26 protein-coding genes are annotated in these 24,895 nt (G+C 54.1%); 4 read left to right on the forward strand and 22 right to left on the reverse strand.

Translation table 11 applies throughout. From position 1 onward, the window contains the following. The first annotated feature begins 44 nt into the window (after nucleotides 1–44). From J2S20_RS05150 to J2S20_RS05160, 3 genes are all read left to right on the forward strand, one after another. Nucleotides 45–1,256 carry a ribose-phosphate pyrophosphokinase gene (locus J2S20_RS05150; protein WP_106611916.1) on the forward strand — a complete coding sequence of 404 codons (1,212 nt, stop codon included), beginning with the start codon at nucleotides 45–47 and terminating at the stop codon, nucleotides 1,254–1,256. 155 nt (nucleotides 1,257–1,411) lie between these two features. Further along, on the forward strand, nucleotides 1,412–3,139 hold the full coding sequence (locus tag J2S20_RS05155; RefSeq protein WP_307253960.1) for an ABC transporter ATP-binding protein: 1,728 nt from the start codon (nucleotides 1,412–1,414) through the stop codon (nucleotides 3,137–3,139). Beyond that, nucleotides 3,139–4,860: an ABC transporter ATP-binding protein gene (locus J2S20_RS05160; protein ID WP_307253963.1), complete on the forward strand. Its 1,722-nt coding sequence runs from the start codon at nucleotides 3,139–3,141 to the stop codon at nucleotides 4,858–4,860. Before J2S20_RS05155 ends, J2S20_RS05160 begins: the two co-directional genes overlap by 1 nt. Here the strand turns inward: J2S20_RS05160 and pgeF are convergent. From pgeF to J2S20_RS05270, 22 genes are all read right to left on the reverse strand, one after another. Beyond that, complete coding sequence (gene pgeF / locus J2S20_RS05165; RefSeq protein ID WP_307253964.1) at nucleotides 4,850–5,731, reverse strand: peptidoglycan editing factor PgeF; 882 nt, start codon at nucleotides 5,729–5,731, stop codon at nucleotides 4,850–4,852. The genes J2S20_RS05160 and pgeF overlap by 11 nt on opposite strands. A 39-nt stretch (nucleotides 5,732–5,770) precedes the next feature. Beyond that, on the reverse strand, nucleotides 5,771–6,121 hold the full coding sequence (locus tag J2S20_RS05170; RefSeq protein ID WP_106611919.1) for a YraN family protein: 351 nt from the start codon (nucleotides 6,119–6,121) through the stop codon (nucleotides 5,771–5,773). 15 nt (nucleotides 6,122–6,136) lie between these two features. Then, the gene (locus tag J2S20_RS05175) at nucleotides 6,137–6,775 is read right to left on the reverse strand and encodes a ribonuclease HII (RefSeq protein WP_106611920.1); all 639 of its coding nucleotides are present in this window, start codon (nucleotides 6,773–6,775) and stop codon (nucleotides 6,137–6,139) included. Further along, a complete protein-coding gene (gene ylqF, locus J2S20_RS05180; RefSeq protein ID WP_106611921.1) occupies nucleotides 6,772–7,701 on the reverse strand; it encodes a ribosome biogenesis GTPase YlqF in 930 nt (309 codons plus the stop codon). The genes J2S20_RS05175 and ylqF overlap by 4 nt, the downstream gene beginning before the upstream one ends. Before the next feature lie 7 nt (nucleotides 7,702–7,708). Continuing rightward, nucleotides 7,709–8,254 (reverse strand): signal peptidase I, encoded by a 546-nt coding sequence (gene lepB, locus J2S20_RS05185; RefSeq protein ID WP_211292180.1) that lies wholly within the window; start codon nucleotides 8,252–8,254, stop codon nucleotides 7,709–7,711. A gap of 101 nt (nucleotides 8,255–8,355) precedes the next feature. Then, entirely contained in the window at nucleotides 8,356–8,706 is a 351-nt protein-coding gene (gene rplS, locus J2S20_RS05190; protein ID WP_106611923.1) for a 50S ribosomal protein L19, read from the reverse strand. An 18-nt stretch (nucleotides 8,707–8,724) separates the two neighbouring features. Continuing rightward, the gene (locus tag J2S20_RS05195) at nucleotides 8,725–9,042 is read right to left on the reverse strand and encodes a hypothetical protein (RefSeq protein ID WP_242933970.1); all 318 of its coding nucleotides are present in this window, start codon (nucleotides 9,040–9,042) and stop codon (nucleotides 8,725–8,727) included. Between the two features lie 6 nt (nucleotides 9,043–9,048). Next, nucleotides 9,049–9,792 (reverse strand): tRNA (guanosine(37)-N1)-methyltransferase TrmD, encoded by a 744-nt coding sequence (trmD, locus tag J2S20_RS05200; RefSeq protein WP_106611924.1) that lies wholly within the window; start codon nucleotides 9,790–9,792, stop codon nucleotides 9,049–9,051. Further along, the gene (gene rimM / locus J2S20_RS05205; RefSeq protein WP_106611925.1) at nucleotides 9,792–10,334 is read right to left on the reverse strand and encodes a ribosome maturation factor RimM; all 543 of its coding nucleotides are present in this window, start codon (nucleotides 10,332–10,334) and stop codon (nucleotides 9,792–9,794) included. The genes trmD and rimM overlap by 1 nt, the downstream gene beginning before the upstream one ends. Nucleotides 10,335–10,344: 10 nt before the next feature. Further along, a complete protein-coding gene (locus J2S20_RS05210) occupies nucleotides 10,345–10,572 on the reverse strand; it encodes a KH domain-containing protein (protein WP_106611926.1) in 228 nt (75 codons plus the stop codon). Between the two features lie 15 nt (nucleotides 10,573–10,587). Beyond that, nucleotides 10,588–10,833 carry a 30S ribosomal protein S16 gene (gene rpsP, locus J2S20_RS05215; protein ID WP_106611927.1) on the reverse strand — a complete coding sequence of 82 codons (246 nt, stop codon included), beginning with the start codon at nucleotides 10,831–10,833 and terminating at the stop codon, nucleotides 10,588–10,590. A 90-nt stretch (nucleotides 10,834–10,923) separates the two neighbouring features. Then, nucleotides 10,924–12,291, reverse strand: a complete 1,368-nt coding sequence (gene ffh / locus J2S20_RS05220) for a signal recognition particle protein (RefSeq protein ID WP_106611928.1) — start codon at nucleotides 12,289–12,291, stop codon at nucleotides 10,924–10,926. Nucleotides 12,292–12,304: 13 nt separating this feature from the next. Beyond that, nucleotides 12,305–12,664, reverse strand: coding sequence for a YlxM family DNA-binding protein (gene ylxM, locus J2S20_RS05225; protein WP_416388994.1), 360 nt, complete (start codon nucleotides 12,662–12,664; stop codon nucleotides 12,305–12,307). A gap of 181 nt (nucleotides 12,665–12,845) precedes the next feature. Continuing rightward, nucleotides 12,846–14,120: a chloride channel protein gene (locus J2S20_RS05230; RefSeq protein WP_106611929.1), complete on the reverse strand. Its 1,275-nt coding sequence runs from the start codon at nucleotides 14,118–14,120 to the stop codon at nucleotides 12,846–12,848. Then, nucleotides 14,120–15,070 carry a signal recognition particle-docking protein FtsY gene (gene ftsY / locus J2S20_RS05235; RefSeq protein ID WP_106611930.1) on the reverse strand — a complete coding sequence of 317 codons (951 nt, stop codon included), beginning with the start codon at nucleotides 15,068–15,070 and terminating at the stop codon, nucleotides 14,120–14,122. Before ftsY ends, J2S20_RS05230 begins: the two co-directional genes overlap by 1 nt. A 30-nt stretch (nucleotides 15,071–15,100) precedes the next feature. Continuing rightward, the gene (gene smc, locus J2S20_RS05240; protein WP_106611931.1) at nucleotides 15,101–18,661 is read right to left on the reverse strand and encodes a chromosome segregation protein SMC; all 3,561 of its coding nucleotides are present in this window, start codon (nucleotides 18,659–18,661) and stop codon (nucleotides 15,101–15,103) included. Nucleotides 18,662–18,668: 7 nt separating this feature from the next. Next, a complete protein-coding gene (gene rnc, locus J2S20_RS05245) occupies nucleotides 18,669–19,415 on the reverse strand; it encodes a ribonuclease III (RefSeq protein WP_106611932.1) in 747 nt (248 codons plus the stop codon). Beyond that, entirely contained in the window at nucleotides 19,405–19,659 is a 255-nt protein-coding gene (locus J2S20_RS05250; protein WP_106611933.1) for an acyl carrier protein, read from the reverse strand. The genes rnc and J2S20_RS05250 overlap by 11 nt, the downstream gene beginning before the upstream one ends. Further along, nucleotides 19,589–20,653, reverse strand: coding sequence for a phosphate acyltransferase PlsX (gene plsX / locus J2S20_RS05255; RefSeq protein WP_106611934.1), 1,065 nt, complete (start codon nucleotides 20,651–20,653; stop codon nucleotides 19,589–19,591). Before plsX ends, J2S20_RS05250 begins: the two co-directional genes overlap by 71 nt. Nucleotides 20,654–20,849: 196 nt before the next feature. Beyond that, on the reverse strand, nucleotides 20,850–21,032 hold the full coding sequence (gene rpmF / locus J2S20_RS05260; RefSeq protein WP_106611935.1) for a 50S ribosomal protein L32: 183 nt from the start codon (nucleotides 21,030–21,032) through the stop codon (nucleotides 20,850–20,852). A gap of 179 nt (nucleotides 21,033–21,211) precedes the next feature. Then, entirely contained in the window at nucleotides 21,212–22,195 is a 984-nt protein-coding gene (pta, locus tag J2S20_RS05265; RefSeq protein WP_106611936.1) for a phosphate acetyltransferase, read from the reverse strand. Nucleotides 22,196–22,282: 87 nt separating this feature from the next. After that, the gene (locus tag J2S20_RS05270) at nucleotides 22,283–23,482 is read right to left on the reverse strand and encodes an acetate/propionate family kinase (RefSeq protein ID WP_106611937.1); all 1,200 of its coding nucleotides are present in this window, start codon (nucleotides 23,480–23,482) and stop codon (nucleotides 22,283–22,285) included. Nucleotides 23,483–23,604: 122 nt separating this feature from the next. Between J2S20_RS05270 and J2S20_RS05275 the strand changes: the two genes are divergently transcribed. Continuing rightward, nucleotides 23,605–24,867: a tRNA(Met) cytidine acetate ligase gene (locus J2S20_RS05275; RefSeq protein ID WP_170065369.1), complete on the forward strand. Its 1,263-nt coding sequence runs from the start codon at nucleotides 23,605–23,607 to the stop codon at nucleotides 24,865–24,867. The last annotated feature ends 28 nt before the right edge of the window (nucleotides 24,868–24,895 follow it).

The following is a 24,895-nucleotide window of genomic DNA, read 5'->3' on the forward strand; positions in this document are numbered from 1 at the left end:
ATCCTTTCTTTGGTAAAACCAGACATCTTTGAAGGAGAACAGCTATGCAGAACATTGACCATACACAAAACCGGCTCCCGGTGGCGCCGTTAAAAATCGCCGCGCTCGAGAGCTGCAGAGAGCTCGCGGAAAAAGTCAACGAACACCTCATCCATCTGCGCTCTGCAAATCCCGAGCGCACAGAGGAGCGCGCCAAGAGCCTGCACTACCGTGGGTATGACGCGGATTCCTATCTTCTGGATATCAACTGCCCGCGCTTCGGCACCGGCGAGGGGAAGGGAATCATCAATGAATCCGTCCGCGGCAGCGATCTCTATGTTATGGTAGATGTCACAAACTATTCCCTCACTTATAAGGTAGACGGAGACCTGAATCATATGTCCCCGGATGATCATTTTCAGGATCTGAAGCGCATCATTGCCGCGGGCGGCGCCGCAGCACACCGCATCAGTGTTATCATGCCCTTTCTCTACGAGGGCAGACAGCACCGCAGGACCAAGAGAGAATCTCTCGACTGCGCCTATATGCTGACGGAGCTTGAAAATATGGGCATCAGCAACTTCATCACCTTTGACGCGCACGATCCGCGCGTACAGAATGCCACCCCCTTTACCGGCTTTGACAATTTCATGCCGACCTATCAGTTCATCAAGACCTGCTTTAAGAACATCCCCAATCTTCAGATCGACAAGGACCATCTGATGATCATCAGCCCTGATGAGGGCGCCATGGATCGCGCGATCTACGTGGCAAATATACTCGGCGTTGACATCGGTATGTTCTATAAGCGACGCGACTATTCCAAGGTGATTAACGGCAGAAACCCCATTGTGGCACATGAATTCCTCGGCGCCAGTGTAAAGGACAAGGACGTCATGATCATGGACGACATGATCTCCTCCGGCGAGAGCATGATGGATACTGCCCGAAGCTTAAAGGAGCGCGGCTGCAAGCGCGTCATTATCTGCGCGACCTTCGGCCTCTTCACCAACGGTCTTGATTCCTTCCGTGAGAAGTACGAGGCGGGCATCATCGATTATGTCTGCACCACAAATCTGAACTATCGCCGTCCGGAGCTTCTCAATGAGCCCTGGTACCTGGAGGCAGATATGAGCGGATATCTCGCCTATATTATCCACAGCCTGAACTGTGACGCCTCCTCCGAGGACAGAGAGGCTTCCACACAGAAAATTCAGGACTTCATGAAAAATCTTCAGAATGATGATTACGAGTATTACGGATCTGTGATCGAATAACCCCTTTGCTGCTTCAGGAGCCATCGCATGCGATGGCTCTTTCTTTTTGTTCAACAGAAAATTTTCCGCTCTTGTCATCTCTCCTGTGCGGTGCTATGATAAAAATTAGTTAGTTATAACTAATAACTATCCTCATACGAAAGAAGGGAGAGCCAATGATCTATAAAAAACTGAAGCAATATGCGCCGGAGCGCATCGGATTTGGCTGGGCCGGCATGCTTCTGGCACTTCTGTCAGCCACACTTACCATAAGCGCCTACTACTATCTATACCTGTTTCTTGAGGATCTGCTGTCAGTAAAGAAGCTTTTCCTAACCGTACCGCTCGCCCTGCACATGGTACTGCTCCTCACCGCGTCCCTGTTCCTCTACTTTGCATCACTCATCGCAACACATATTCTGGCCTTTCGCCTGGAGACCAATCTGAAAAAACAGGGCCTCCGTCATCTGATGCGGGCCTCCTTCAGCTTCTACGACAGAAACGAGTCCGGAAGAATACGAAAAATCATTGACGACAACACTGCGCTGACACATGTGAGCGTCGCGCATCTGATCCCCGATCTCACAACTGCCCTCTTCACACCTCTGCTGGGAATACCGCTCTGCTTCTATATCGACTACCGGCTGGGGCTGCTGTTTACGGTGAGTCTCTTCTCCGGAATATTTTTTATCCATCGCATGATGGGGGAACAGAGCTTTATGGAAGCTTATATGAAGGCCTCAGAAAAAATGAATTCCGGCGCAGTGGAATATGTGCGCGGCATACAGGTGATGAAGATATTCAGAACCAATGTCCGCGCCATGAAGGACTTCTATCAGTCCATAGTCGCGTACTCAGATCTCGCTCTGAAGTACAGCATGAGCTGCCGCGGATGGTATGTCCTCTTTCAGCTGTTCTTCAATTCCGTTTTTCTCGTCGCTCTGTTTTTTGGTTATATGAATGCAGCTGAGCCGCGGCTGTATCTCACAAAATTCATGTTCTACGTGCTCTTTGGCGGTGTACTCTTCATTGCTCTTATGAAGGTTATGTACGTAGGCATGTACGTATTTCAGGCCTCATCCTCCATCAAAAATATCGAGACGCTCTTTACAGAGATGACAGAGCGCAGGCTCTCTGCCGGAGAGCTCGAGACAATGGATTCTCCCGATATTGAGTTTCGCGACGTAAGCTTCGGATATGACAGTGAACCCATCATAGAGAAGCTCTCCCTCTTCCTTCCCGCCGGACGCAGCTATGCCCTCGTTGGAGGCTCTGGCTCCGGAAAATCGACGTTTGCAAAGCTGATCTCCGGCTTTTATTGTCTGGACAGCGGACAGATTCTGGTGGGCGGGCATGCGCTCAGCGAATACAGTGAGCGGGCGCTCTCCAGAAACATCGCGAATGTGTTTCAGGATGCAAAGCTTTTTAAGAGAAGCATCTATGAAAATGTTCTGCTGGGAAGAAGATCCGCCAACCGTGAAGAGGTAATGAGGGCGCTGCATCTCGCGCAATGCGATGAGATACTGGATAAATTCAAGGACCGTGAAAACACTCTGATCGGCGCAGAGGGGGTGCATCTCTCCGGCGGAGAGGTGCAGAGAATCGCAATTGCAAGAGCGATCTTAAAGGATGCCAAAATCATAATACTTGATGAGGCATCCGCTGCAGCAGATCCGGAAAATGAATATGAGCTTCAGCGGGCACTGTCAAATCTTATGAGAGGGAAGACAGTCATTATGATTGCCCATCGTCTCAGCTCCATCAAAAATGTTGATGAAATTCTTGTCATGAAACAGGGACAGGTCATTGAGCGCGGCAGCCATAAGGAGCTTATGCAGCTTGATTCCGTCTATAAAGGAATGCAGGAAATGTTCATGCGCGCCAACGAATGGGGGGTGAAATAATGAAACGCTTTCTGAAAGAAAAGTTCGGCCTCACGGAACAGGGCGCCGGAGCGGTGCAGCAGGCCGCAGTGCTGTCTTTTTTCGTAAACGTCGGCTATATGGCGCTGATGATGATTGCCATGTACTACGGAGACAATGTGCTTCGGGACATTCAAAAGCCTGCCCTGCACTATCTGCTCATCATCATCGCTGCGCTTGCCGTCCTCTTTCTGATTATTGACCGGGAGTACGTAAAAACCTTTAACGCGACCTATCAGGAGGCCCGGGAACTCCGGCTGGAAATTGCCGAACGTATTCAGGAGCTTCCGCTCTCCTACTTTTCGCGGCATGATCTGAGCGACCTCGCGCAGACTATTATGCAGGATGTAACCGATATTGAACATGCCATGAGCCACGCCATGCCGCGCTGCATCGCCTACGGCGCTTTTCTGCTCGTGATCGGCATACTCCTTCTGATTTCCGAGCCACGTCTTGGCCTCGCCGTCATATTAGCTCCAATCCTGGCCCTTCTTCTGCTTCTACTCTCCAAAAACATGCAGAAAAACTGGACTGCCAGATACTTCTGGCGAAGCAGAGAGACCACAGAGGCCTTTCAGGAGACCATAGAACTGCACAGAGAGATACGAAGCTGCGGCATTGAGGAAGAAAATTTCCGTCAGCTCTCTGACGCGCTGGACGACTCTGAGAAGCTGCGGCTCCGCGCTGAGATGGTACAGGCCATACCGATTCTGCTCTCCACTGCGGTAATGAAGCTGAATCTCGGAGTTGTCGCACTTGTTTCTGCCTGCCTGCTACACCAAAATGCAGTGCAACTGATCTACGTCATCGGTTTTCTTCTCGCCTCTGTGCGTCTTGTGGATGCAGTCAGTGCCATGGAGGAGACCTTCGCGGAGCTTCTCTACCTGAATGCAAGAGTACAGCGCATCAATGAGCTGAGAAATACAGAGACACAGCAGGGCGAGGACGTTGCACTGGAGCACTTTGATATTGAGCTCCGGGATGTTGAATTTTCCTATGAGAACAGCGGGAAAGTTGTAGACCGAGCCTGCTTCACTGCAAGACAGGGCGAGGTCACCGCAATTGTCGGGCCCTCCGGCTGCGGAAAATCCACGCTGCTGAGACTCATTTCCCGGCTCCTGGACTACCAAAGTGGAAAAATCCTGATCGACGGAAAGGACATCCGCCACATCTCCACGACCTCCCTCTTTGAGAATGTCTCCTTCGTATTTCAGGATGTGATTCTGTTTAACAGCTCTGTCATGGACAATATCCGCATGGGACGCGCCGATGCGGATGATGAGGAGGTACGGGGGGCCGCACGCCTCGCCAACTGCGAGGAATTTATCCTGAAGCTGCCACAGGGCTATGACACGGAAATCGGAGAAAATGGCAGCAGACTCTCCGGCGGGGAGCGGCAGAGGATCTCCATCGCACGGGCTCTCTTAAAGAATGCGCCCATCCTTCTGCTGGACGAGATCAGCGCAAGCCTTGATGTAGAAAATGAGATGCAGATTCAGAGCGCGCTGAACCGCCTGATAGCCGGAAAGACCGTGATCATCGTCTCTCACCGGATGAAGTCCATCGAAAAAGCAGATCAGATCGTCGTGATGAATGCCGGAAAAGTAGAGGCCACCGGCACACATGAAACGCTGCTCGCTTCGTCGGCGCTCTACCGCAGGCTCATTGAGAAATCAAACCTCACGGAGAGCTTCAGCTACTGAAAAGAGTCTTGTCATGCGGTAAATCCTGAGAAGTATCCTGTATGGCAAGAAAGGCTGCGTTCAGCCCTCGCTTCACACCGGCTGCGCGGTGAGAAAAGAAGAGCTCACTCCTGCAGCAGGTACAGAGCTCCGTCAAATGGATGCGCGCCGCCTGTACACCGCAGCGCATCAGGCGCCGGCGGTTCGCCTCCTTCAGGTTGAGCTGCCAGTGCCTTGTTCCTCCCACCTTTGTATGAGGCGCGGAGAGAATATGCTCCGTATCCCCGCCAAAGCAGGAGATAAACTCCTCTGCAACCTCCTCTCCGACCTCGTAGCAATCTTTGCAGATTCCGGGACCAATGCCAACAATAAGATCCGCCGCTGCGGTTCCGTAATGTTCCCCCATAAGCTCCACTGCGCGCTGCTGTATGCCTTCAACCGTTCCTCTCCACCCCGCATGCACCAGAGCGATCGCGCGGTGGACCGGGTCCACAAAGTACACGGGAATACAGTCCGCATGATAGGTGACAAGCGTAATTCCCGGAACATCTGTCATCAGACCATCTATATCATGGTAGGGTCTCTCCCGGAGAACTCCGGCGCCCCTGTCCTCCGCCGTTACGATGCGGATATTGGTCGTGTGAGTCTGTCTCGCCACGACAAAGGAATCCGGCTCCACAGCGATCGCCGCCGCCATCCTGCGATAGTTCTCCCGCACATACTCCGGGCGGTCTCCGCGGTCAAAGGAAAAATTCATGCTTTTAAGATACCCCTCGCTCACCCCTCCCTCCCGCGTGGAAAAGCCGTGGCGCACGAATCCCAGCTCCTCATACGCGGAAAAGCTGAAGTAGCGAAGTGCTCCTGTTCTGTATTCCTTCATTGCCTGCTCCACTGCATACCTCCGATTAAATTTTCCTCCCGGCAGCTCTGCTTATGTACCCCAAAAAGCATTCTTTACCCAGCGTATCTCTGTTCCGCAGATTCCGATGCAGTCAAAGCGGACCGGCACATCTGCGCGGCAGCGATGTGTATAGAGATACTGCTTCGCCGTGTGGATGATCTGTCTCTGTTTGTGAAAATCTACCGCCATGAGCGGATCTCCAAAGCTCCGGTCTGCGCGGTACTTCACCTCAAAAAACACAAGGTAATCACCATCCAGTCCCACAAGATCAATCTCTCCGCTCCGCGTGCGGTAGTTTCTCTGAATCAGACTGACTCCCTGCTGCTGAAGATATGCCGCAGCCCGCTTCTCGTACACAGCGCCGATCTCTCTTCGATTCATACCCGGGCACCCCACTCACACAAAATGAGAGATAAAGCTTAGTCTGTGAATCGGGCATGGCCCGTATTTCCGGAGCGCCGCAATATGCTGTGCGGTTCCGTAGCCCTTATGCTTCTCAAAACCGTAATCCGGATAAAGCAGCGCATACTCCTCCATCATGCGGTCCCGTGCCACCTTTGCGAGTATGGAGGCCGCGGCGATGCTTACGCTCTTTGCATCTCCCTTTATGATCGGAAGCTGCGGGATGTCCACCCCCGGAATTGTGACCGCATCGTTTAACAGCAGCTCTGGCCGCACAGACAGCCCCTCAATCGCCTTCCGCATCGCCTCATAGGTCGCCTGAAGAATATTGATCTCGTCAATGCGTTCCGGCAAAACCATTCCAATTTCGAACGCGACCGCCTTCTCCCGGATCTCATCAAAGAGGAGAGAGCGCCTTGCAGGAGAGAGCCTTTTTGAGTCATTGAGATACAAAATCTCACACTCTCGCGGCAGAATCACAGCTGCGGCAGCCACAGGACCTGCGAGCGGCCCCCTTCCTGCCTCATCAATACCGCAGACCGCAGCAAGCTCTCCGTGCGCTCTCTCATATTCCCGCATGGCAAAAAGACGCGCCCTCTCTTTTTCCAGTTTTTCTCCGCCGAGCTCTCTCATGCCCCTCTCTCCGAATTTTCAGATGTTGACGCAGCTTCCTTCGCGCTTATCCCGCAGTCTGCATTTTCCGCGCCATAGTCTTCCGGTTCCTCCAGGGAGATGCGCCCCAGAAGTCCTGCGCGATATTCATTCATAATGATGCCGGAGGCCTTGGCATAGTCCGGCTCTCCCCCGGCAAGAAGACAGCCCCGTTTTATGGCGATCGCTGCAATCAGCCCGGACTCTGTGACCGTCTCATCGCACAGCTCGTAGCGCCGATACAGCCCCTCCGCCTTATCTCTGCCTCTTAAGAAGCGTATAAACTCCGCCGCGAGCTCCGTCGGTTCCACAATCATTTCATTGATCGATCCCAGAAATGCAATCATGGCGCCCACATTCTGATCCTCGAATTTTGGCCAGAGTATGCCCGGTGTGTCCAGAAGCTCCACTGACTGGTTCAGGCGTATCCACTGATTGCCGCGCGTCACTCCCGGCCTGTTGCCGGTCTTTGCCGAGCTCTTTCCCGCAATGGTATTGATCAGCGTAGATTTACCGACATTCGGAATGCCCGCAACCATCGCGCGGACTGGGCGGTTTAATATGCCGCGCCTTCTGTCTCTCTCCCGCTTTGCCACACAGGCTCGCTCAATCAGTGCAAAAAGCTTTTTCAGGTTCTTTCTGCTGCGTGCGTCCATCATAAAGCACTCTACTCCCTCACGCCTGAATGCCGCAGACCAAGCGGCAGTCACCTTATCCTCCGCAAGGTCCGCCTTATTCATAACGATGATGCGCTCTTTTCCTCTGCCCAGAGCACCGATATCCGGGTTTCTGGTCGCCATGGGAGCCCGCGCATCCACCAGCTCAATAATCATATCGACCGCCCGTACATCCGCCTCCATGGCGCGTCTCGCCTTTGTCATGTGTCCGGGATACCACTGTATATTCATCTCATCCTCACTTTATCAGTCCGATTTTGCCAAGCGGGGCAATCCTGAACCACACCCTTCCTGTAATTGCCTCGATGGGAACGCTGCCTACACTTCCAAAGCGTGAATCCTCTCCAGCCTCTCTGTTGTCACTCAGCACAAAGTATTCGTCCTCACCGAGGAGCACCGGCTCCTCCGCCTCCCCCGCGATGGACACAGCTGCATCAAGCCCCTCCGGCAGCTGAAGCGGTTCCCCGTTGATCAGGAGAGCTCCATGCTGTATCTGCACTGCCTCTCCCGGAAGACCCACGATGCGCTTAATACTGACTGCGCTTCCGGAGGGACTCTGAAACAGCACCACATCAAAACGCCCCGGTCCAAACAGCTTCGGCGTCACTCTGTCAAGCAGCAGCCTATCTCCGTCCTCCAGTGTAGTTCGCATACTCTGCCCTGCGTTGACGGTCTGCGTGCCAAAAGCATAGACACAGACCCAGGCCAGCGCAATAACAGTAGCAATTTCCACGATCCAGCGCACAATATGCTGTATCAGGCTATCCTGATAATGCTCTCCCACCAGGCTCTCCCTTCCAAACCAAGCTTAATTTCCTGTTAAGCAAAAACAGGAGGACAGCATCCAACGCCTGTCCCCCTGATATTTCACTGCCTTAAAACAGATTACTGAATGACTTCCTTAACCTTCGCGGCCTTACCGGTGCGCTGTCTCAGATAGTTCAGCTTTGCTCTTCTTACCTTACCCTTGCGGACCACCTCAACCTTATCTACAAAGGGAGAGCTCATCGGCCAGGTCTTCTCTACGCCGATACCGTTGGAGAGCTTTCTGACGGTAAAAGTCTTTCTCAGACCACCGTTCTGAAACTTCATGACAGTTCCCTCAAAAATCTGGATTCTCTCACGATTGCCCTCTTTGATCTTATTGTAAACTCTGACGGTGTCACCTACATTGAACTCGCCCGGGTTTTTGATCTGCTCGGCTTCAATCTTCTCTAAAATCGGATTCTGCTTCATTTTGATTTCCTCCTGAATTCATTCGACGTTCTTAAGTCGACCTGGACTCAGCGGAACATCTCTTTTTAACAGCTTGAATATGTTACCATTTTTCCGAGAAGAATACAAGGCTTTTTCAAAAAATTCGCAGACCTCCGGTAGAAATGAAGAAAACAGACAGAGCAGATGATGATTAATACCAGTAGGCTGCGTAAAATTTTCCGGATGCGCAGGCTCCCTAGCTTGCATAGGAATTGCCGTGACAGTCTCCTTCCAAGGAAACAACCAGCGGAACAGACATCCCACTTCAAAATATACCACAAAAGTTTGACGACGCAACACACAAGCAGATTTCATCTCTGTCTATATCTCTCCATCCAGCTCCTCCAGACTGCGAAGGAACTTTTTGTCCTGCTTTGTGAGCTCTACCCTCCGAAAGAGATCAGGCCTCCGCTCTCTGGTCCGGAGAAGGGCCTGCTCCCGGCGCCAGCGATCCACTCTGCCGTGATCCCCTGAGAGCAGTACCGGCGGCACACGAAGGCCCTCATAGACCTCCGGTCTCGTGTACTGCGGATACTCGAGAAGCGAACCCTCAAGGGACTCCGTCTCCCCGCTCTCCCTGTTTGATAGAACTCCCGGAACCATACGGCTTATGGCATCCACCATGACCATAGCGGGAAGCTCTCCTCCGGTCAGAACATAATCTCCGATCGAGTAGCAGTCCGCATGAAGAAGCGCAAGCGCCCGCTCATCTACTCCCTCATAATGCCCGCAGAGTATCACAAGCTCCTCTTCCCTCGCGAGCTCCTTCGCCGCACCCTGATCGAAGAGCTTTCCCTGCGGCGTCGTATAAATGACTCTCGGGCTGCACTGGAGCTCCTCCGACAGAGCGCGGTAGCAGCGAAGGATCGGATCTGCCTGCATCAGCATACCGGCTCCTCCGCCATAGGGATAATCGTCTACATGACCGTGTTTTTCCGTGGTGTAGTCTCGGATATTTCTGGCCTCGACAGAGAGCAGCCCGTCGCGCTGCGCCCTTCCTATAATGCTGGTTCCCATCCCCGAAAGTATCATCTCGGGAAAGAGAGTCAGGATATGAAAGCGCATCAGATCAGTCCCTCCATGAGATGGACACGGATCAGTCCCTCCTCCGGTAGTATTTCCTTCACACAGTCGCGAATGTAGGGAAGCAGCAGCTCCTCTCCATTTTTTCTGCGGACTGTGATGACATGATTGGCTCCTGTCGGCCAGATTTCCGCCACGGTCCCGAGGAGCTCATCCTCCTCGGTCACAACAGAAAGGCCGATCAGATCTGCAATATAAAACTCGCCTTCCGAGAGCGGAATCGCCTCGCTGCGGGAGATCCAGAGCTCCATCCCCTGATACTTCCTCATCTCCTCAGGCGTATCAATGCCCCGAAATTTACAGATTGCCATCTGCTTGAAAAAACGAACAGAAGAGAGCTCAAGGAGCTCTCCCTCCGCATCTGTTTTGGTTGACGGGAGCAGCACTGCTCCCTCCGGGCGCCTGGCCCGCACTGTCTTCAGACTCTTAAAGCGTTCCGGACTGTCAGAGGTCACAAAGACCTTTGCCTCGCCGTGAATGCCATGCACAGAGCTGATGACGCCGATTCTGAAGCTTTCTGTCATATTCTGCCTCTCAGTCTATCTCCACAATTACTTTCTTGTCGGACTGAACAGAGGCAGCCTTGACTACAGAACGAATTGCCTTTGCGATCTTACCGGACTTGCCGATAACCTTTCCCATATCGGTCGGAGCTACAGAGAGCTCCACCAGAACAGAGTCCTCCCGTTCCGTCTCGGTGACGGCCACCTGATCCGGATGATCAACCAGGGCTTTCGCGATGACCTCCACAAGCTCCTTCATAAGCCTGTGCCCCGATTACTCTGTGATTCCGGCAAGCTTCAGAAGCTTCGCAACACGGGGAGTCGGCTGTACACCGTTCTTCAGCCACTTCTTCGCTTCCTCTTCCTCAAACTTGATTACACTCGGCTCTCTGGTCGGATCGTAGGAACCGATCTCAGCGATAAATCTGCCATCGCGGGGAGATCTCTCATCTGCCACTACGATTCTGTAAAAGGGTGCCTTCTTCATTCCCATTCTTCTGAGTCTCATCTTAACTGCCATTTGTTTTTCCTCCTGAACTTTCTTCCGTATTTCGGATTTGTTTTTATATTCAACGCAGAGAACTGCGCGGAACTCTTATTTATATATTTCTCAGAACTTCATCTTGCCAAGAAGTCCGGACAGGCCTCCCATACCGCCCATGCCACGTCTCCCCTTCATCATACCCGGAAGCTGCTTCATCATCTTTCGCATCTCGTTAAACTGCTTCACGATACGATTCACCTCTGCCACCTCGACGCCCGCTCCTCTTGCAATGCGATTCTTTCGCGAGGGGTTCAGGATTGCCGGGTTTGCGCGCTCCTCCGACGTCATGGAGAGTATGATCGCCTCCACGCGATCCATCTGCCTCTCATCGATCTCCGGCATCGCGCCCTTTGTCCCCTGACCGAGTGTCGGCATCATGCTCATGATACCGGCAAGCCCGCCCATCTTTTTGAGCTGCTTCATCTGCTCCAGGAAATCATTGAAATCAAACTCCGCCTTTCTGAGCTTTTCACTCATTCTGCGGGCCTGTTCCTCATCGACCTCCGCCTGTGCCTTCTCGATGAGGGAGAGTATGTCTCCCATACCGAGTATTCTCGAGGCCATGCGATCCGGATAGAATTGCTCAAGATCCGAGAGCTTCTCTCCCATTCCCGCATAGAGTATGGGCTTTCCTGTCACCGCCTTGATGGAGAGTGCCGCACCGCCCCGGGTATCTCCGTCGAGCTTTGTGACAATCACTCCGTCGATGCCAACCTTTTCTTCAAAGCTCGCAGCGACATTGACCGCTTCCTGACCGGTCATAGCGTCGACCACCAGTATGGTCCAGTCTACGGAGAGCGCTGCCTTGATGCTGGCAAGCTCATCCATCATATTCTCATCAATTTGCAGGCGGCCCGCGGTATCGACGATCAGGATATCGTTCCTATTCTCTCTCGCATGAGAAAGCGCCGCTCTTGCAATATCCACCGGGCTCAGTGCCGTCCCCATGGAGAAAACCGGTACAGCGACCTTCTCGCCGTTCACCCTGAGCTGTTCCACCGCAGCCGGCCTGTAGACATCACAGGCTGCCAGCAGCGGATGATGCCCCTTCGCCTTCAGCTTTCCGGCGAGCTTCGCCGCAGTTGTCGTCTTTCCTGCGCCCTGCAGCCCCGCCATCATAATGACCGTGACCTCGGCATTCGAATTCAGGCTGATGGCTGTCATCTCAGAGCCCATCAGCCGGACCAGCTCCTCATTTACGATCTTTACGACCTGCTGCCCTGGAGTCAGGGACTCCATGACCTCAGCTCCAACCGCTCTCTCCTGTATGCCGGCTATCAGCTTTTTCACAACCTTAAAGCTCACATCCGCCTCGAGAAGCGCCATGCGCACTTCCTTCAGTGCGGCCTTCGTATCTGCCTCAGTGAGCTTTCCCTTACCGCGGAGATCCCGGAATACCTTCTGTAATTTTTCAGTCAGGCTCTCAAACGCCATTCATTCACCTCAGCTATACTTCCTCGGACAACTTGCCGGAAAGCTCTATAATCCTGTCAATGCGCTCTGTCCGCTCATCCTCCCGAAAGGCCTCCGCCTGCGCCGTGATCTCCCGCGCGAGACGACGCTGCTTTCTGAACTTTCCGACCAGTCCGAGCTTTGTTTCATAACTCTCCAGCTGCTCCTGCGTCCTCCGGATCAGATCGGACACGCCCTGACGGCTGATGCCCTCATCCCGCGCAACCTCACTGATTGAATAATCGTCAAAAACGACCTCCGTAAAAATGCGCTTCTGATGCTCTGTCAGGAGCTCTCCATAAAAATCAAAGAGCAGATCTCTGTTTACAATGAGATCCAGTTCCTCTCTTCCCATCTCCGCCCGCTGTCTCTCCTTCACAAAATACGGCTCTCACGCGAAGCACTCCGGATATCATGATACATGAGCCAAAAATCAACCATGCTTTGCACACTATTCTAGCACTGCAAGCGCATTATATAAAAAGAGAGAAATGCTGTCAAGTGTTTTTACTTGACAGAACCGGATATAACAGAGCTCACTGCTTCTCCTCCCAGAATTTCCGGGGACCCTTGCGATTAATAAAGGTAGTCCGTGTTTTGGAATAGGGGAATTTCTGGCTTGTATAGAGTCCATAGTACCCCGAGAGCGTAAAGCTCACCGCAATCACCATGGCATAATAGGGCATTCCGGCATAGCCAAACATCTCAAAGGCCATAAAAAGAGAGCTGAATGGGCAGTTCGTCATCCCCACAAAGAGTCCCGCCACGCCGCAGGCTGCATAGAGCGCGGGATCCAGTCCCAAAAGCTTTGCGAATGCGCAGCCGACACACGCGCCGATACAAAGCGTCGGGACGATCTCTCCCCCCTTAAAACCACTCCAGATACAGCCACAGGTAAAGATGAGCTTAAACAAAAAAGCGTACCAGGGAGCCTCTCCGACAAACGCCTTCTCCATCAGCTGAAAGCCGCCGCCGTTGAACTCAAATTCATGACTCAGGAAGCGATAATTAAGATAGCTCAGCACAATGAGCAGCAGACTCCCCAGCATACCGCGAAGCCAGGGATTTGGCACCAGCTTCTTTGCATGGCGAAAGCCGCGGTACAGGACGATACTGAACAGGATGGCAACTGCCGCACAGACCATACCGCAGAGCACTGCCGACGCAGTCGCGCGAAGGTCAAAGACAGGAACCTCGTGCACAGGAAATATCTCTCCCCTGTTTCCGAAGTACTCCGAGACTCCTGCGCCGAAAAAAGCGGCAAAAATACAGGGAATGAGCGCTGCGTAATACATGATACCTATGCTGATCATCTCCATGGGGAAGATAGTCGCGGCCAGCGGGGTACCAAAGACAGCCGCAAAGCAGGCACTCATGCCGCACATGATGGCGATCTTTTTGTCCTTCTCATCAAAATGAAACAGCTTCGACGAGAGCTCCCCCAGACTTCCGCCGACCATGAGCGCAGCCCCCTCCTTGCCGATGGAGGCACCGACCATGTGCGAGACGATGGTAGCGCAGAAAATAAGCGGCGCAGTGCGCACTGTGATATGCTTCCCCTCCGTGATGGAATCAATCACCGTATTCGTGCCGCCATTTTTCTCCTCGTGCAGCAGCTTTGTCAGCCCCACGATAAAAACTGCGCCAAGAGGAGCAAAGAGAATAAGCCACGGGTGCATGCTCCGGTTTACTGTTGCAAAATCAACGCCTTTTCGAAAAAAAGTTCCCACTGAGCCTATCACAAGTCCGGTGAAAATAGAATAAATCGTCCACTTCAGAAAATAGCGTATGTTATTCTGCAGTGCTTCCATCAGTTCTGCTCTTCCTCCTGTTTCTCCCGTGTAAACAAGGCATCCACAAACTCGCCGGAATCAAACTTTCTGAGATCCTCTATCTGCTCGCCGACACCAATATACTTCACCGGTAGCCTGAGCTCTGCCTGAATCGCAACTGCAATCCCGCCCTTCGCGCTCCCGTCAAGCTTTGTCAGAATAATACCTGAGATATCGCAGACATCCTTGAATTCCCGCGCCTGCTCCAGCGCATTCTGTCCCGTCGTTCCGTCCAGAACGATGAGGGTCTCCCGGCAGTATCCCGGAAGCTCCCTGTCGATCACGCGGTTGATCTTTCTGAGCTCTTCCATGAGATTTTTCTTATTGTGCAGTCTCCCCGCAGTGTCGCAGATCAGCACATCTGTCTTTCTGGCCCGCGCCGCTGTGCAGGCGTCAAAGACAACTGCCGCAGGATCTGATCCCGCCCGGGAGGAGACCAGTTCCACTGCCGCGCGATCCGACCACTCCTTCAGCTGCTCAATGGCCGCTGCGCGGAAGGTGTCTGCTCCTGCCAGCAGCACACGCTTTCCCGCTGTTTTCAGCTGTGCAGCCATCTTGCCCGCAGTGGTGGTCTTTCCGACGCCGTTCACTCCCACCAGCAGCAGAACTGACTGCTGCTCCTCAAAGGCATAGGCATTATCCCCCAGATCCATGCGCTCTTTGATCGTATCAATGAGCAGCTTCCTGCATGCCGCCCGCTCCCGGATATGCTCTGTCTTAACCTGCTCTCTGAGCTCCTCAAGTATATCCTCCGTCGCACGCACACCGAGATCTCCGGTGATCAGTATCTCCTCAAGCTCATCATAAAAATCGTCGTCCACCTCGCCCGGACCGTTAAAAATATCGTCCAGACCATTGACGACTGCACTTCTGGTCTTTGAAAGTCCCGCGACCAGTCTGCTGAAAAAGCCCCTCTTTTCCTCCGCCAAAGCTGCCGTCCTCCCTCTGTTTAAGACTGATCAGGAATCCAGCTGGTCCTCGATGAGATTCACTGAGACCAGCGTTGAGATTCCCTTCTCCTGCATGGTAATGCCGTACAGCCGGTCTGCGGCAACCATGGTGCCGCGCCGGTGTGTGATGACAATAAACTGTGTGTGCTCCGTGAGTTTTCTCAGATACTGCGCATAGCGATCCACATTCGACTCATCGAGTGCTGCTTCGATCTCATCGAGCAGTGCAAATGGGGACGGCTTCAGATTCTGAATTGCAAAGAGGAGCGAAATCGCTGTGAGAGCCTTCTCGCCTCCGGAGAGCTGCATCATATTCTGAAGCTTCTTCCCCGGTGGTTCCGCGATAATCGCAATTGAGGCCTCCAGAATGTCCGCCTCCTCATCGAGCTTCAGCTCTCCCCGACCGCCGCCAAAGAGCTCGCGAAAGACCTTATTGAACTCCTTCCGTATCCGGTCAAACTGCTCACTGAACTGCTTTCTCATGCCGCGGTCCAGCTCTGTAATAACCTTTTGGAGCGCTGCCTCCGCCTTTTTCAGATCCTCGTGCTGAGTCCTCATAAACTCATAGCGCTCGGAAAGCACCCTGTAATCCTCTATAGCATTGACATTAACACTGCCGAGTGCGCGGATACCGGATTTTCTCTGCTCTATCTCCTTTCTGACTGTTGCCGCCTGATTGAGGCTCTCATCCCGGAACTGCCGTGCCCCCTCCTCAGTCAGATTGTACTCCCCTAGTATATAGCTCTCACGTGCTGTGAGCTTCTCGCCTGCCTTTTCCTTCTGAGCCCGGACACGGAACAGATCGCGATCCAGCGCCGCAGCCCGTTCAGAGAGCTCATTTCGTCTGTCAAAGTAGCGCTTCTGCTCCGCCGCGCGCGCCTCCTTCTTCTCTCTGCCGCTCTGTATCTCGAGCTGAAGCGCGGTCTTTTTCTCAGCGAGTGCAGCCAGCGCATGACTCTCAGTGACTATCTCCGCCTCTCGCTCAGCAATGCGTCTCTCACTGTCTCCGCTTCCTCCGCAGAGCATCTCCCGCTCATAGGAGAGCTTTTTCAGCTCCTCCGAGACACGCAGAATATTCTCCTCGAGAAAGCCGTCCTTCTGGGCCGCGGTTCCGGAGCGAAGCTGTGCCTCTGAGAGCGCGGAGGCAAGCTGCTCACGCTGGGCCCGTTTCGCCTCCAGCTCTGTCTGGAGTTCCGCAATGCGTGTCTCCATCTCTTCCCGCCGCTCCTCCAGCGCCGCGATATCCGCATGGGCACCTGCCCGGCTCTCATTGATCTCCTCTGTTCTCAGTCCGAGCATTCCCCGCTCGTCCCCCAGATCACGCAGCTGTCCGGAGACCTCGCCCTTCTTTTCCGCCAGTCTCCGAATGAGCATCTCCTGCGTATTCCAGGCTATCATCGCACTCTGATCCTCACTGCGCAGCGCCTCGATGGCCTCGCGCGACGCACGCAGCGATTCCCGCGCGTTTTCAAGCTCCTTCTCATCCCGCTCCGCCTGATGAAAGAGCTTCTCGATCCGTCCCTCAAGCTCCTCGATCTCCCGCTTTCGTCCCAGAAGATTCGAGCTGTTTTTAAAGGCGCCGCCGGACATGGAGCCGCCCGGATTCAGGAGCTCCCCCTCCGGCGTCACAATCCTGTAGGCATAGTGATACTTTCTCTCAATCGCAATTGCGCAGTCAATATCACGCACGACAATATCCCGCCCGAGCAGACTCTGAACGAGAGCCTCATACTGGGGCTCCGTGCGCACGAGAGAGGCGGCAATCCCTATGACCCCCTCCTCCCTCAGCACTTCTCCCGGCTCCCAGCGCCGCACGGCTCTGCTGCTGGTCAGCGGAAGAAAGGTCGCTCTGCCGTAACGGTTGCGCTTCAGATGCTCAATGAGATGCTTTGCCGTCTCCTCGGAATCCGTCACTACGTTCTGGATGCGTCCGCCGAGCGCCGTCTCAATCGCGGTCTCATACTTCCTGTCCACTGTGATGAGATCCGCCACAACGCCGTGTATACCCCTGATCCGGTCCCGTGTCTCCATCACGCGGCGTATGCTGTTTCCGTAGCCGTCATAGCGCTCCGCAAGATTTCTGAGAGACTCGAGCCGCACGCTGTCTGCCTGATAGCGGGACTGGGCCTCCCTAAGGCGTCCGGCAATGCGGCTCACCTCGCTCTCCCAGTTCTCAGTCTCCGCTTCCTTCTCTTCCCGCGCTGCCTTAAGCTCCGCTCTGCGTATCCGGAGCGCTTCCTTTTTCCGGTTCTCCGCACCGAGCTCCTCACTCAGAGCTGCATCCTCGCTCTTCAGCTTCAGGAGTCTCTGCGCCGCCTCAGACGAACGAAGCTGCACCTGCTCAAGCAAGGTCTCATAGCGCTGATTCCGCGCGGAGATCTCCGCCCGCTCATTCAGCGCATCCAGTACAGCGTCCTTCAGCTCCCGGATCCTCTGATCCAGCAGCATGATCTCCTCCTCTGAGGAGATGAGCGCCCGCTCCGCCTCCTCTGCATTCCGCCCGGCTGAAAGTTTCTCTGCAGCCGTCTGCTCCCGCTTCTCCTGAAAGCCCCGGAGAGCCTCCTGCCGCTCCGTCTCATCAGCCTGAATCGCGCCAAGCCGCGCCGCGATGTGCTCTGCATTGGCTCTCTCGGTATTGATCTGCTCCCGGAGCACACGTATCCTGCCGCTGCGCTCCCCCTCATCCGCCGCAAGACGGGACAGCGCATCCTGTGCAGCCTGGAGCTTCTCCTCCAGGGCACTCAGCACTGCCTCCAGTTCCTCGTGCTCCGCCCGCAGCGCCTCCTCTGCTCTGCGGGTCTCCGCCTCATCTCCCGAGAGTATTTCCTCACGGCCGGAGAGCGCCTGAAGCTCCTCTCGGAGACTCCCGCTCTCCATCAGGAAGAGATTCAGATCCAGCAGCTTCAGCTCCTCCTTCAATCGGAGATACTCTCTGGCTGTCTCTGACTGACGCCTCAGCGGTCCCACCTGCTTCTCCAGCTCAGAGAGAATGTCGCTCACACGGAGCATGTTGGCCTGCTCGTTCTCAAGCTTTCGCTCCGCGAGGGCCTTCCTCTTCCGAAACTTCGTGATGCCCGCCGCTTCGTCAAAGAGCTCTCTCCTCTCCTCTGCCTTTCCGCTCAGGATCTGCTCCACCTGTCCCTGGCCGATGATCGAATACCCCTCCTGGCCGATACCCGTGTCAAAGAAGAGCTCGTTGATATCCTTCAGACGGCACAAGCTCCCATTCAGCATATATTCGCTCTCGCCGGAACGGTACAGCCTGCGCGACACCTTGACCTCGTCGTAATCGAGCTGCAGCGCGCGGTCGGCATTGTCCAGTGTGATCGCAACATAGGCGAAGCCCTGCGGCTTCCTGAGCTCTGTCCCGGCAAAAATGACGTCCTGCATATTGCCGCCGCGAAGGCTCTTTGCACTCTGCTCTCCCAGAACCCAGCGGACTGCGTCTCCGACATTGGACTTTCCGGAACCGTTCGGCCCGACAATTCCCGTGATGCCGTGCTGAAAATCAAAGCGTATTTTATTTGCAAAGGATTTGAAGCCCTGTACCTCGATACTCTTTAAATACATACGTTCATTATCCTTCCGTCACTGCGCCAAGTGCCTTCAGTGCCGCATATGCGGCCTTCTGCTCCGCCTGCTTCTTGCTGCCGCCTGTGCCCCTCGCGAGCTCTTTTCCATCCAGACAGACTGCTGAAGTAAAGAGCTTCCGGTGATCCGGCCCCTCCTCCGACAGAAGGACATAGCAGAGCGCCGCATCTCCGTCCCGCTGCAGCTCCTCCTGCAAGATTGTCTTTGCATCGTAAAAGCAGCGTTTTCCCTCAATATCATTCAGAATAAAGCGGTTGATGCAGCTGCGGGCCGCATCATATCCGCCATCCAGATAAATTGCGCCGATCACAGCCTCCATTGCATCGGACACGATGCTGGGACGCTGACGTCCGCCGGTCTGTTCCTCGCCTTTTCCGAGCAGCAGATACTCATTTAAAGAAATCTGCTCCGCGCAGTAGGCGAGAGCCGGCTCACAGACAAAGCTCGCTCGGAGCTTAGTCAGATCACCCTCCGGAAGCTTCGGCTCTGTGCGGAAGAAATATTCCGAGCTCACAAGCTCCAGCACCGCGTCCCCCAGAAATTCCAGCCGCTCATTCGAGCCCTCATGCCCCTCGTGCAGCTCATTTGCAAGCGAGCTGTGTGTCAGGGCGTGCCTCAAGAGGCTGATGTCCCGAAAGCTGTATCCCAGTCTCTCCTCCAGCTCCTGAAGCTGTTCACGCTCCGCGCCGCCGAGCGCTCTCTCCTTAAAGCTCCTTCCGGATTTATTTTCCATATCCCCTCCCTGTGGAATTCTTAAGAGAACGCAGTACCTTCACCGCGTCCTGAACAGAACGAATCTGCTCCGCCTTTTCTGTCGGAAGCTCCACTGCAAATGCCTCCTCAATCTCCATCACAATGCGGAAGAGCTCCAGTGAATCCGCCCCGAGCTCCTCCATAAAATCTGTCTCATCCGCGATGAGCTCTGTCTGAAGCCCCAGAACTCCCGCTGCAATCTCCCTGATCTTCTCCAGCTCCAAGATTCAGCTCCTTTGAAATATAGTGATTGATCCCAGCTTCATGGAAGGTACGGCACTGCAAAATGGCATTGCATATCTCTCCTTCCCCTGCATTTCCGTGCACTTTTACGACCAAACCGCGAAGGCCCAGCATCGGAGCACCGCCGTGTCTCGTCGCATCAAATTTCTGCAGCGTCTCCTTCAGTGCCGGCTTTAAGAGCAGCGCCCCGAGCTTGCTGCGGGTACTGGACATACACGCGTTCTTCATCATGTGAAGAAGCGCAGAGGCTGTTCCCTCTATGGTTTTCAGCACCATGTTTCCGGTAAACGCCTCGCAGACACAGACATCCGCCGCACCGTGAACGACCTCCCGGGCCTCAATGCTCCCTGTAAAATTGATTCCCTCTGCGGCCTTAAGAAGCGGAAAGGTCTCCTTGACGAGTGCATTTCCCTTCTCCTCCTCTACACCGATATTTAAAATCGCCACCCGCGGCGCAGGAATGCCCATAACATGCTCCATATAGATAGAACCCATCTTTGCAAACTGTAAGAGCTGCTTCGGTCTGGCATCGACATTGGCCCCCGCATCCAGCAGCAGCGTCACGCCCCCCCTGTCTGTAGGCACCAGCGGTGCAAAGGGTGCGCGCTCCACACCCGAAATCCTTCCTACGATCAGCTGTCCTCCGACAAGAATCGCACCCGAGCTTCCCGCGGAGACGAAGGCATCTGCCTCCTGCTCCCGGACGAGCCTCATGCCTCTCACAATAGAGGAGTCCTTCTTCTTCCTGATCGAGAGCACCGGTGCCTCTCCGGTCTCGATCACCTCTGTCGCATTCACAATATGCAGACGCACAGCGTCATAGCTCTCTCCCTCAAGCTCCCGCTGTATGGCCTCCTCCCGCCCCACAAGAAACAGCTGTATCTCCGCGCTCTCCCTCAGAGCCTTCAGGCATCCCTTTATGATTTCTCCCGGCGCATTGTCGCCGCCCATAACGTCAACCGCTACTCTGACCATCTTGTCTGCCTCCTTATTTTAACACAGCCGAAGCGGGCAAACGACTACGTTTGCCCGTATACATCCACTTTTTCTAATCCGTTTCCTGATAATCCCGCTTTCCGGGAATCCAGTTCTCAGAGATCCTATCCGCTGATTCGATAAGACCCCGGAGCAAACGCTCCGGGGTCTGAAAATCTCATTCGGAAGGTCTGTCTCAGTCACCGACTTTAACGATCTCCTTTTTGTTGTACGTTCCGCAGTTCTTGCAGACACGATGCGGCATCATGAGCTCGCCGCACTTCGGGCACTTTACGAGGTTCATTGCGCCCATCTTCCAGTTGGCTCTTCTCTTATCTCTGTGAGCCTTGGAAGATTTATTCTTCGGACAAATCGACATCCTGAAACACCTCCTTACTTCATTACGTCTAACGGCATTACACCGTGTAATTTCTGAATCGGCATAACAGTAGGTATTATAAAAGGGCAGCTATTATTTGTCAACCATTTTATTACTGATTGCAGCGTAATCCCGCTCGCGCGCCGGAGCTTCACGGGCGAAGTTCTTTTTGGCGGCGTTTATGCCAGCGCTGCAGTGATGATCGCCATGGAGTAGACCTCCAGTGCATTGCAGCCACGTGACAAATCATTGATCTGGGCATTCAGTCCGAGCAGAATCGGGCCGTAGGCCTCAAAGCCTCCCATTCTCTGGGCGATCTTGTAGCCGATATTTCCCGCATTGATGTCCGGGAAGATGAAGGTGTTTGCGTAACCCGCAACCGGAGAATCCGGGCACTTGGTACGCGCAACTGTCGGGGACACAGCCGCATCAAACTGAAGCTCTCCGTCGATCGGAATATCCTTGTAGCGCTCCTTTGCCTTCGCACAGGCGTTGTGCATCTTATCGACGTCCTCTCCGCTTCCGGAACCAAAGGTGGAATAGCTCAGGAATGCAACCTTGGGATCGACGCCGAAGACCTTTGCGCAGGCCACAGTCTCACCGCAGATCTCAACCAGCTCATCCTCCGTCGGCTTGATATTGATCGCGCAGTCCGCCATGGCAAGCACTTCATTGTCACCCGTTGCAGAGGGACGAACCAGAATAAAGCAGGAAGACACGATCTTGTTGTCCGGCTTGGTCTTGATGATCTGCAGGGCAGGACGCACGGTATCTGCTGTAGAATAGGTCGCGCCTCCCAGCAGGCAGTCTCCGATTCCCATCTTCACGAGCATCGTACCGAAGTAGTTTCCGCTCTTTAAGATCTTTCTGGCCTGCTCCGGGGTCATGCCCTTGCTCTTTCTGATCTCACAGAAGAGCTCCACCATCTCTTCAAAGCGATCGAACTTCTCCGGATCTATGATCTGTGCCCCCCGGATGTTGTATCCCTCTGTCTCCGCCGCCTCTTCCACGGCCTCCTTGCTGCCGAGTAAAATGGGAGTCAGAAAATTACCTGCAAGCAGACGGGAAGCCGCCTCAAGTATTCTTGCATCGGTGCCCTCTGTAAAAACAATGGTCTTCGGGTTCTCCTTCAGCTGGTGAATCATAGTTCCAAATGTATACATATCTCATCCTCGTCTTTCTGTGTCGGCAGAATGCCGGTCTCTTTGGCCTCTGAGCCTGTTTTAAATTTTTTCCGTCCTGAAAACAGTTTATTTCCCTGCGAGACGAAGCGTATCTCTGGCAATTGCAAGTTCCTCATTGGTCGGAAGCAGGAACACCTTGACCTTTGAGCTGTCTGCGGAAATAAGTCTCAGCTCTCCACGCACATGATTCCTTTCGTCATCAATCTCAACGCCGAGATAACCCAGATAGGAGCAGATATTCTTCCTCATGGTCGCATCGTTTTCACCGACACCTGCAGTAAAGGCAATCGCATCCACACCATTCATCGCCGCCACATAGGCGCCGATGTATTTCGCAACGCGATAGGTATACGCCTGCAATGCGACAGCCGCCCGCTGGTTGCCTGCATTTGCCGCATCATCAATATCACGGAAGTCACTGGACACGCCGCCGGACAGACCAAGCACGCCGGACTTCTTATTCAGCACATTCAGCATCTCATCAATGCTCAGGTTCTCATGCTTGCAGATAAACTGAAGGATGGCCGGATCCAGATCTCCGGAGCGGGTTCCCATGATCAGTCCCTCGAGCGGAGTGAGTCCCATCGAAGTATCGACGCACTTTCCGCCGATGGAGGCAGAGACTGAAGCGCCGTTTCCGAGATGGCACACGATCACTTTTGCGTTCTTCGGGTCCAGTCCGCCGAACTTGATGGCCTCACTGGATACAAAACCGTGACTGGTTCCGTGGAAGCCGTAGCGGCGCAGCTTATATTTCTCATAGTATTCATAGGGAAGCGCATAGAGATAGACCTTTTCCGCCATACTCATACCAAAGGCTGTATCAAACACTGCGACATTCGGCTTGCCCGGCATCGCAGCCTCGCAGGCCTCGATCCCCATGAGATTTGCCGGGTTATGAAGCGGCGCGAGGTCGAAGCAGTCGCGAATCGCCTGCTTCACGCTCTCATCGATCAGAACCGACTCACTGTAGTAGGTTCCGCCATGCACCACGCGATGACCAATCGCAGAGATCTCCTCCGCACTTTTGATTACGCCGTGGTTCGGATTGATCAGAGCATCCAGAACCATCCGGATGGCTTCCTTATGACTTGGCATCGGAGCCGGAAATTTCATCTTCTCGCCGCCTGCGGGTGTGTGGGTCAGCAGGGATCCCTCGATTCCGATTCTCTCGCAGAGGCCCTTTGCAAGCACACGCTCATTCTCCATATCGATCAGCTGATACTTCAGAGAAGAACTTCCGCAGTTCATCACCAGAATATTCATTGTCTGTTTCCCCTTTCAATTATATAATCGCCATTGAAATGCCTGTTGATTCCGATTATAGTCCACAAGCGCAAACATATACAAGCTGTATATCTGTATTTTTGACAGTACAGGAGGTTTTTATGATGAATCTTGCTGAAATTGTGGGTATTATTGCCGAGTATCATCCTTTCCATAACGGACACCTCTACCAGATGCGCAATGCACGCGCCATGACAGGTGCTTCCTACTGCGTTGTAGTGCTGAGCGGGCACTTTGTGCAGCGGGGCATGCCGGCCATCTACAGCAGCAGACTGCGCGCCGAGGCGGCGCTGCGCTGCGGTGCAGATGCTGTATTTGAGCTTCCCTCCCCCTTTTCCTCCGCCTCTGCCCGGGATTATGCTCGCTTCGCGGTCTCGCTCCTCTCTTCTCTCGGCATTCAGCAGCTCTCCTGCGGCACAGAGGATGCTTCTTCGGCAGAGCTCTCTCTGCTCACCGACTGTATCAGCGAGGAGTCTCCCATCTTTCAGCACAGCCTTCAGTGCAGCTTGAAGGACGGTCTCAGCTTCCCGGAGGCGCGTCTCGCAGCAATCCTCGACGATCTCCGCTCTGCCGGTGCAGCTCCTGAGCTGCTGCTCCGCACAAAGGAGCTGCTCATGCAGCCAAACAATATACTGGCTCTCGAGTACGCCCATGCGATCCGCACCCTCTCATCGGAGCTTCAGCTCTGCTGCGTGGAGCGAAAAGGCTCCGGCTATCATGATCCTGTTCTCCACGGAGATTTTGCCTCCGCCACAGCGCTGCGAGGACAGCTCCTTCAAGGCAGCTCCGTTTCCGCTCTCAGCGACTATATGCCGCAGGAGGCCTGTGAGCTCTTCTCCACAGTCCCCCCGCTTTCTCCCGACAGACTCTGCGCCGCTCTGGAGCGCCGTATTCTGAATCTGCTCTATGAAGGCCGCGCGCTCTCCGACTTTGCAGATGTCTCTGGAGAACTGGCCGCCCGCATTGCCAAGAGCAGATTACAGTATGAGAGCTACGAGACGCTGGTCAATGCTCTGAAGACGCGCCAATATACGCACACACGCATTGCGCGGGCTCTGACCCATATTTTTCTTGGCATAACAAAGGAGCAGATGCAGCTCTGGAAAAGCTGCAGTTCTGCCCCCTATGCCCGTCTTCTCGGTTTTCGCAGAGATTCCGCCGAACTGCTCTCCGCACTGAAAGAGCACTCCTCCATTCCTATCATAAGTAAGGCGGCAGATGCGCCACAGCTCCTTAGCACACCCGCCGCACTCTCTCTCCTTCAGGCGGAGGCACACGCCGCCGCACTCTGGAATTCACTTTTATTTGAGCAGAGCAGAATCAGCTCTCCCAGGCTCTATGAACAGCAGATTGTGATTGTGTGAAGACTCAGCCTATATCTGCTGTTGCGGT

The organism is Moryella indoligenes, assembly GCF_030812885.1.
GTDB lineage: Bacteria > Bacillota > Clostridia > Lachnospirales > Lachnospiraceae > Moryella > Moryella indoligenes.

Excerpts from the sequence above, each read along its gene's own strand:
- ffh (WP_106611928.1), bottom strand. The coding sequence starts at position 12,291 with ATGGCGTTTGAGAGCCTGACTGAAAAATTACAGAAGGTATTCCGGGAT.
- J2S20_RS05160 (WP_307253963.1), top strand. The coding sequence starts at position 3,139 with ATGAAACGCTTTCTGAAAGAAAAGTTCGGCCTCACGGAACAGGGCGCC.
- J2S20_RS05275 (WP_170065369.1), top strand. The coding sequence starts at position 23,605 with ATGATGAATCTTGCTGAAATTGTGGGTATTATTGCCGAGTATCATCCT.
- smc (WP_106611931.1), bottom strand. The coding sequence starts at position 18,661 with ATGTATTTAAAGAGTATCGAGGTACAGGGCTTCAAATCCTTTGCAAAT.
- J2S20_RS05230 (WP_106611929.1), bottom strand. The coding sequence starts at position 14,120 with ATGGAAGCACTGCAGAATAACATACGCTATTTTCTGAAGTGGACGATT.
- trmD (WP_106611924.1), bottom strand. The coding sequence starts at position 9,792 with ATGCGCTTTCATATCCTGACTCTCTTTCCCGAGATGATACTTTCGGGG.
- J2S20_RS05170 (WP_106611919.1), bottom strand. The coding sequence starts at position 6,121 with ATGAATCGAAGAGAGATCGGCGCTGTGTACGAGAAGCGGGCTGCGGCA.
- J2S20_RS05210 (WP_106611926.1), bottom strand. The coding sequence starts at position 10,572 with ATGAAGGAGCTTGTGGAGGTCATCGCGAAAGCCCTGGTTGATCATCCG.
- J2S20_RS05195 (WP_242933970.1), bottom strand. The coding sequence starts at position 9,042 with ATGAAATCTGCTTGTGTGTTGCGTCGTCAAACTTTTGTGGTATATTTT.
- plsX (WP_106611934.1), bottom strand. The coding sequence starts at position 20,653 with ATGGTCAGAGTAGCGGTTGACGTTATGGGCGGCGACAATGCGCCGGGA.
- pta (WP_106611936.1), bottom strand. The coding sequence starts at position 22,195 with ATGTATACATTTGGAACTATGATTCACCAGCTGAAGGAGAACCCGAAG.
- rnc (WP_106611932.1), bottom strand. The coding sequence starts at position 19,415 with ATGGAAAATAAATCCGGAAGGAGCTTTAAGGAGAGAGCGCTCGGCGGC.
- rimM (WP_106611925.1), bottom strand. The coding sequence starts at position 10,334 with ATGACAGAAAGCTTCAGAATCGGCGTCATCAGCTCTGTGCATGGCATT.
- ylxM (WP_416388994.1), bottom strand. The coding sequence starts at position 12,664 with ATGGGAAGAGAGGAACTGGATCTCATTGTAAACAGAGATCTGCTCTTT.
- ylqF (WP_106611921.1), bottom strand. The coding sequence starts at position 7,701 with ATGAATATACAGTGGTATCCCGGACACATGACAAAGGCGAGACGCGCC.
- rpmF (WP_106611935.1), bottom strand. The coding sequence starts at position 21,032 with ATGTCGATTTGTCCGAAGAATAAATCTTCCAAGGCTCACAGAGATAAG.
- rpsP (WP_106611927.1), bottom strand. The coding sequence starts at position 10,833 with ATGGCAGTTAAGATGAGACTCAGAAGAATGGGAATGAAGAAGGCACCC.
- rplS (WP_106611923.1), bottom strand. The coding sequence starts at position 8,706 with ATGAAGCAGAATCCGATTTTAGAGAAGATTGAAGCCGAGCAGATCAAA.
- J2S20_RS05155 (WP_307253960.1), top strand. The coding sequence starts at position 1,412 with ATGATCTATAAAAAACTGAAGCAATATGCGCCGGAGCGCATCGGATTT.
- J2S20_RS05150 (WP_106611916.1), top strand. The coding sequence starts at position 45 with ATGCAGAACATTGACCATACACAAAACCGGCTCCCGGTGGCGCCGTTA.
- J2S20_RS05270 (WP_106611937.1), bottom strand. The coding sequence starts at position 23,482 with ATGAATATTCTGGTGATGAACTGCGGAAGTTCTTCTCTGAAGTATCAG.
- J2S20_RS05175 (WP_106611920.1), bottom strand. The coding sequence starts at position 6,775 with ATGAGAGAGCTCGGCGGAGAAAAACTGGAAAAAGAGAGGGCGCGTCTT.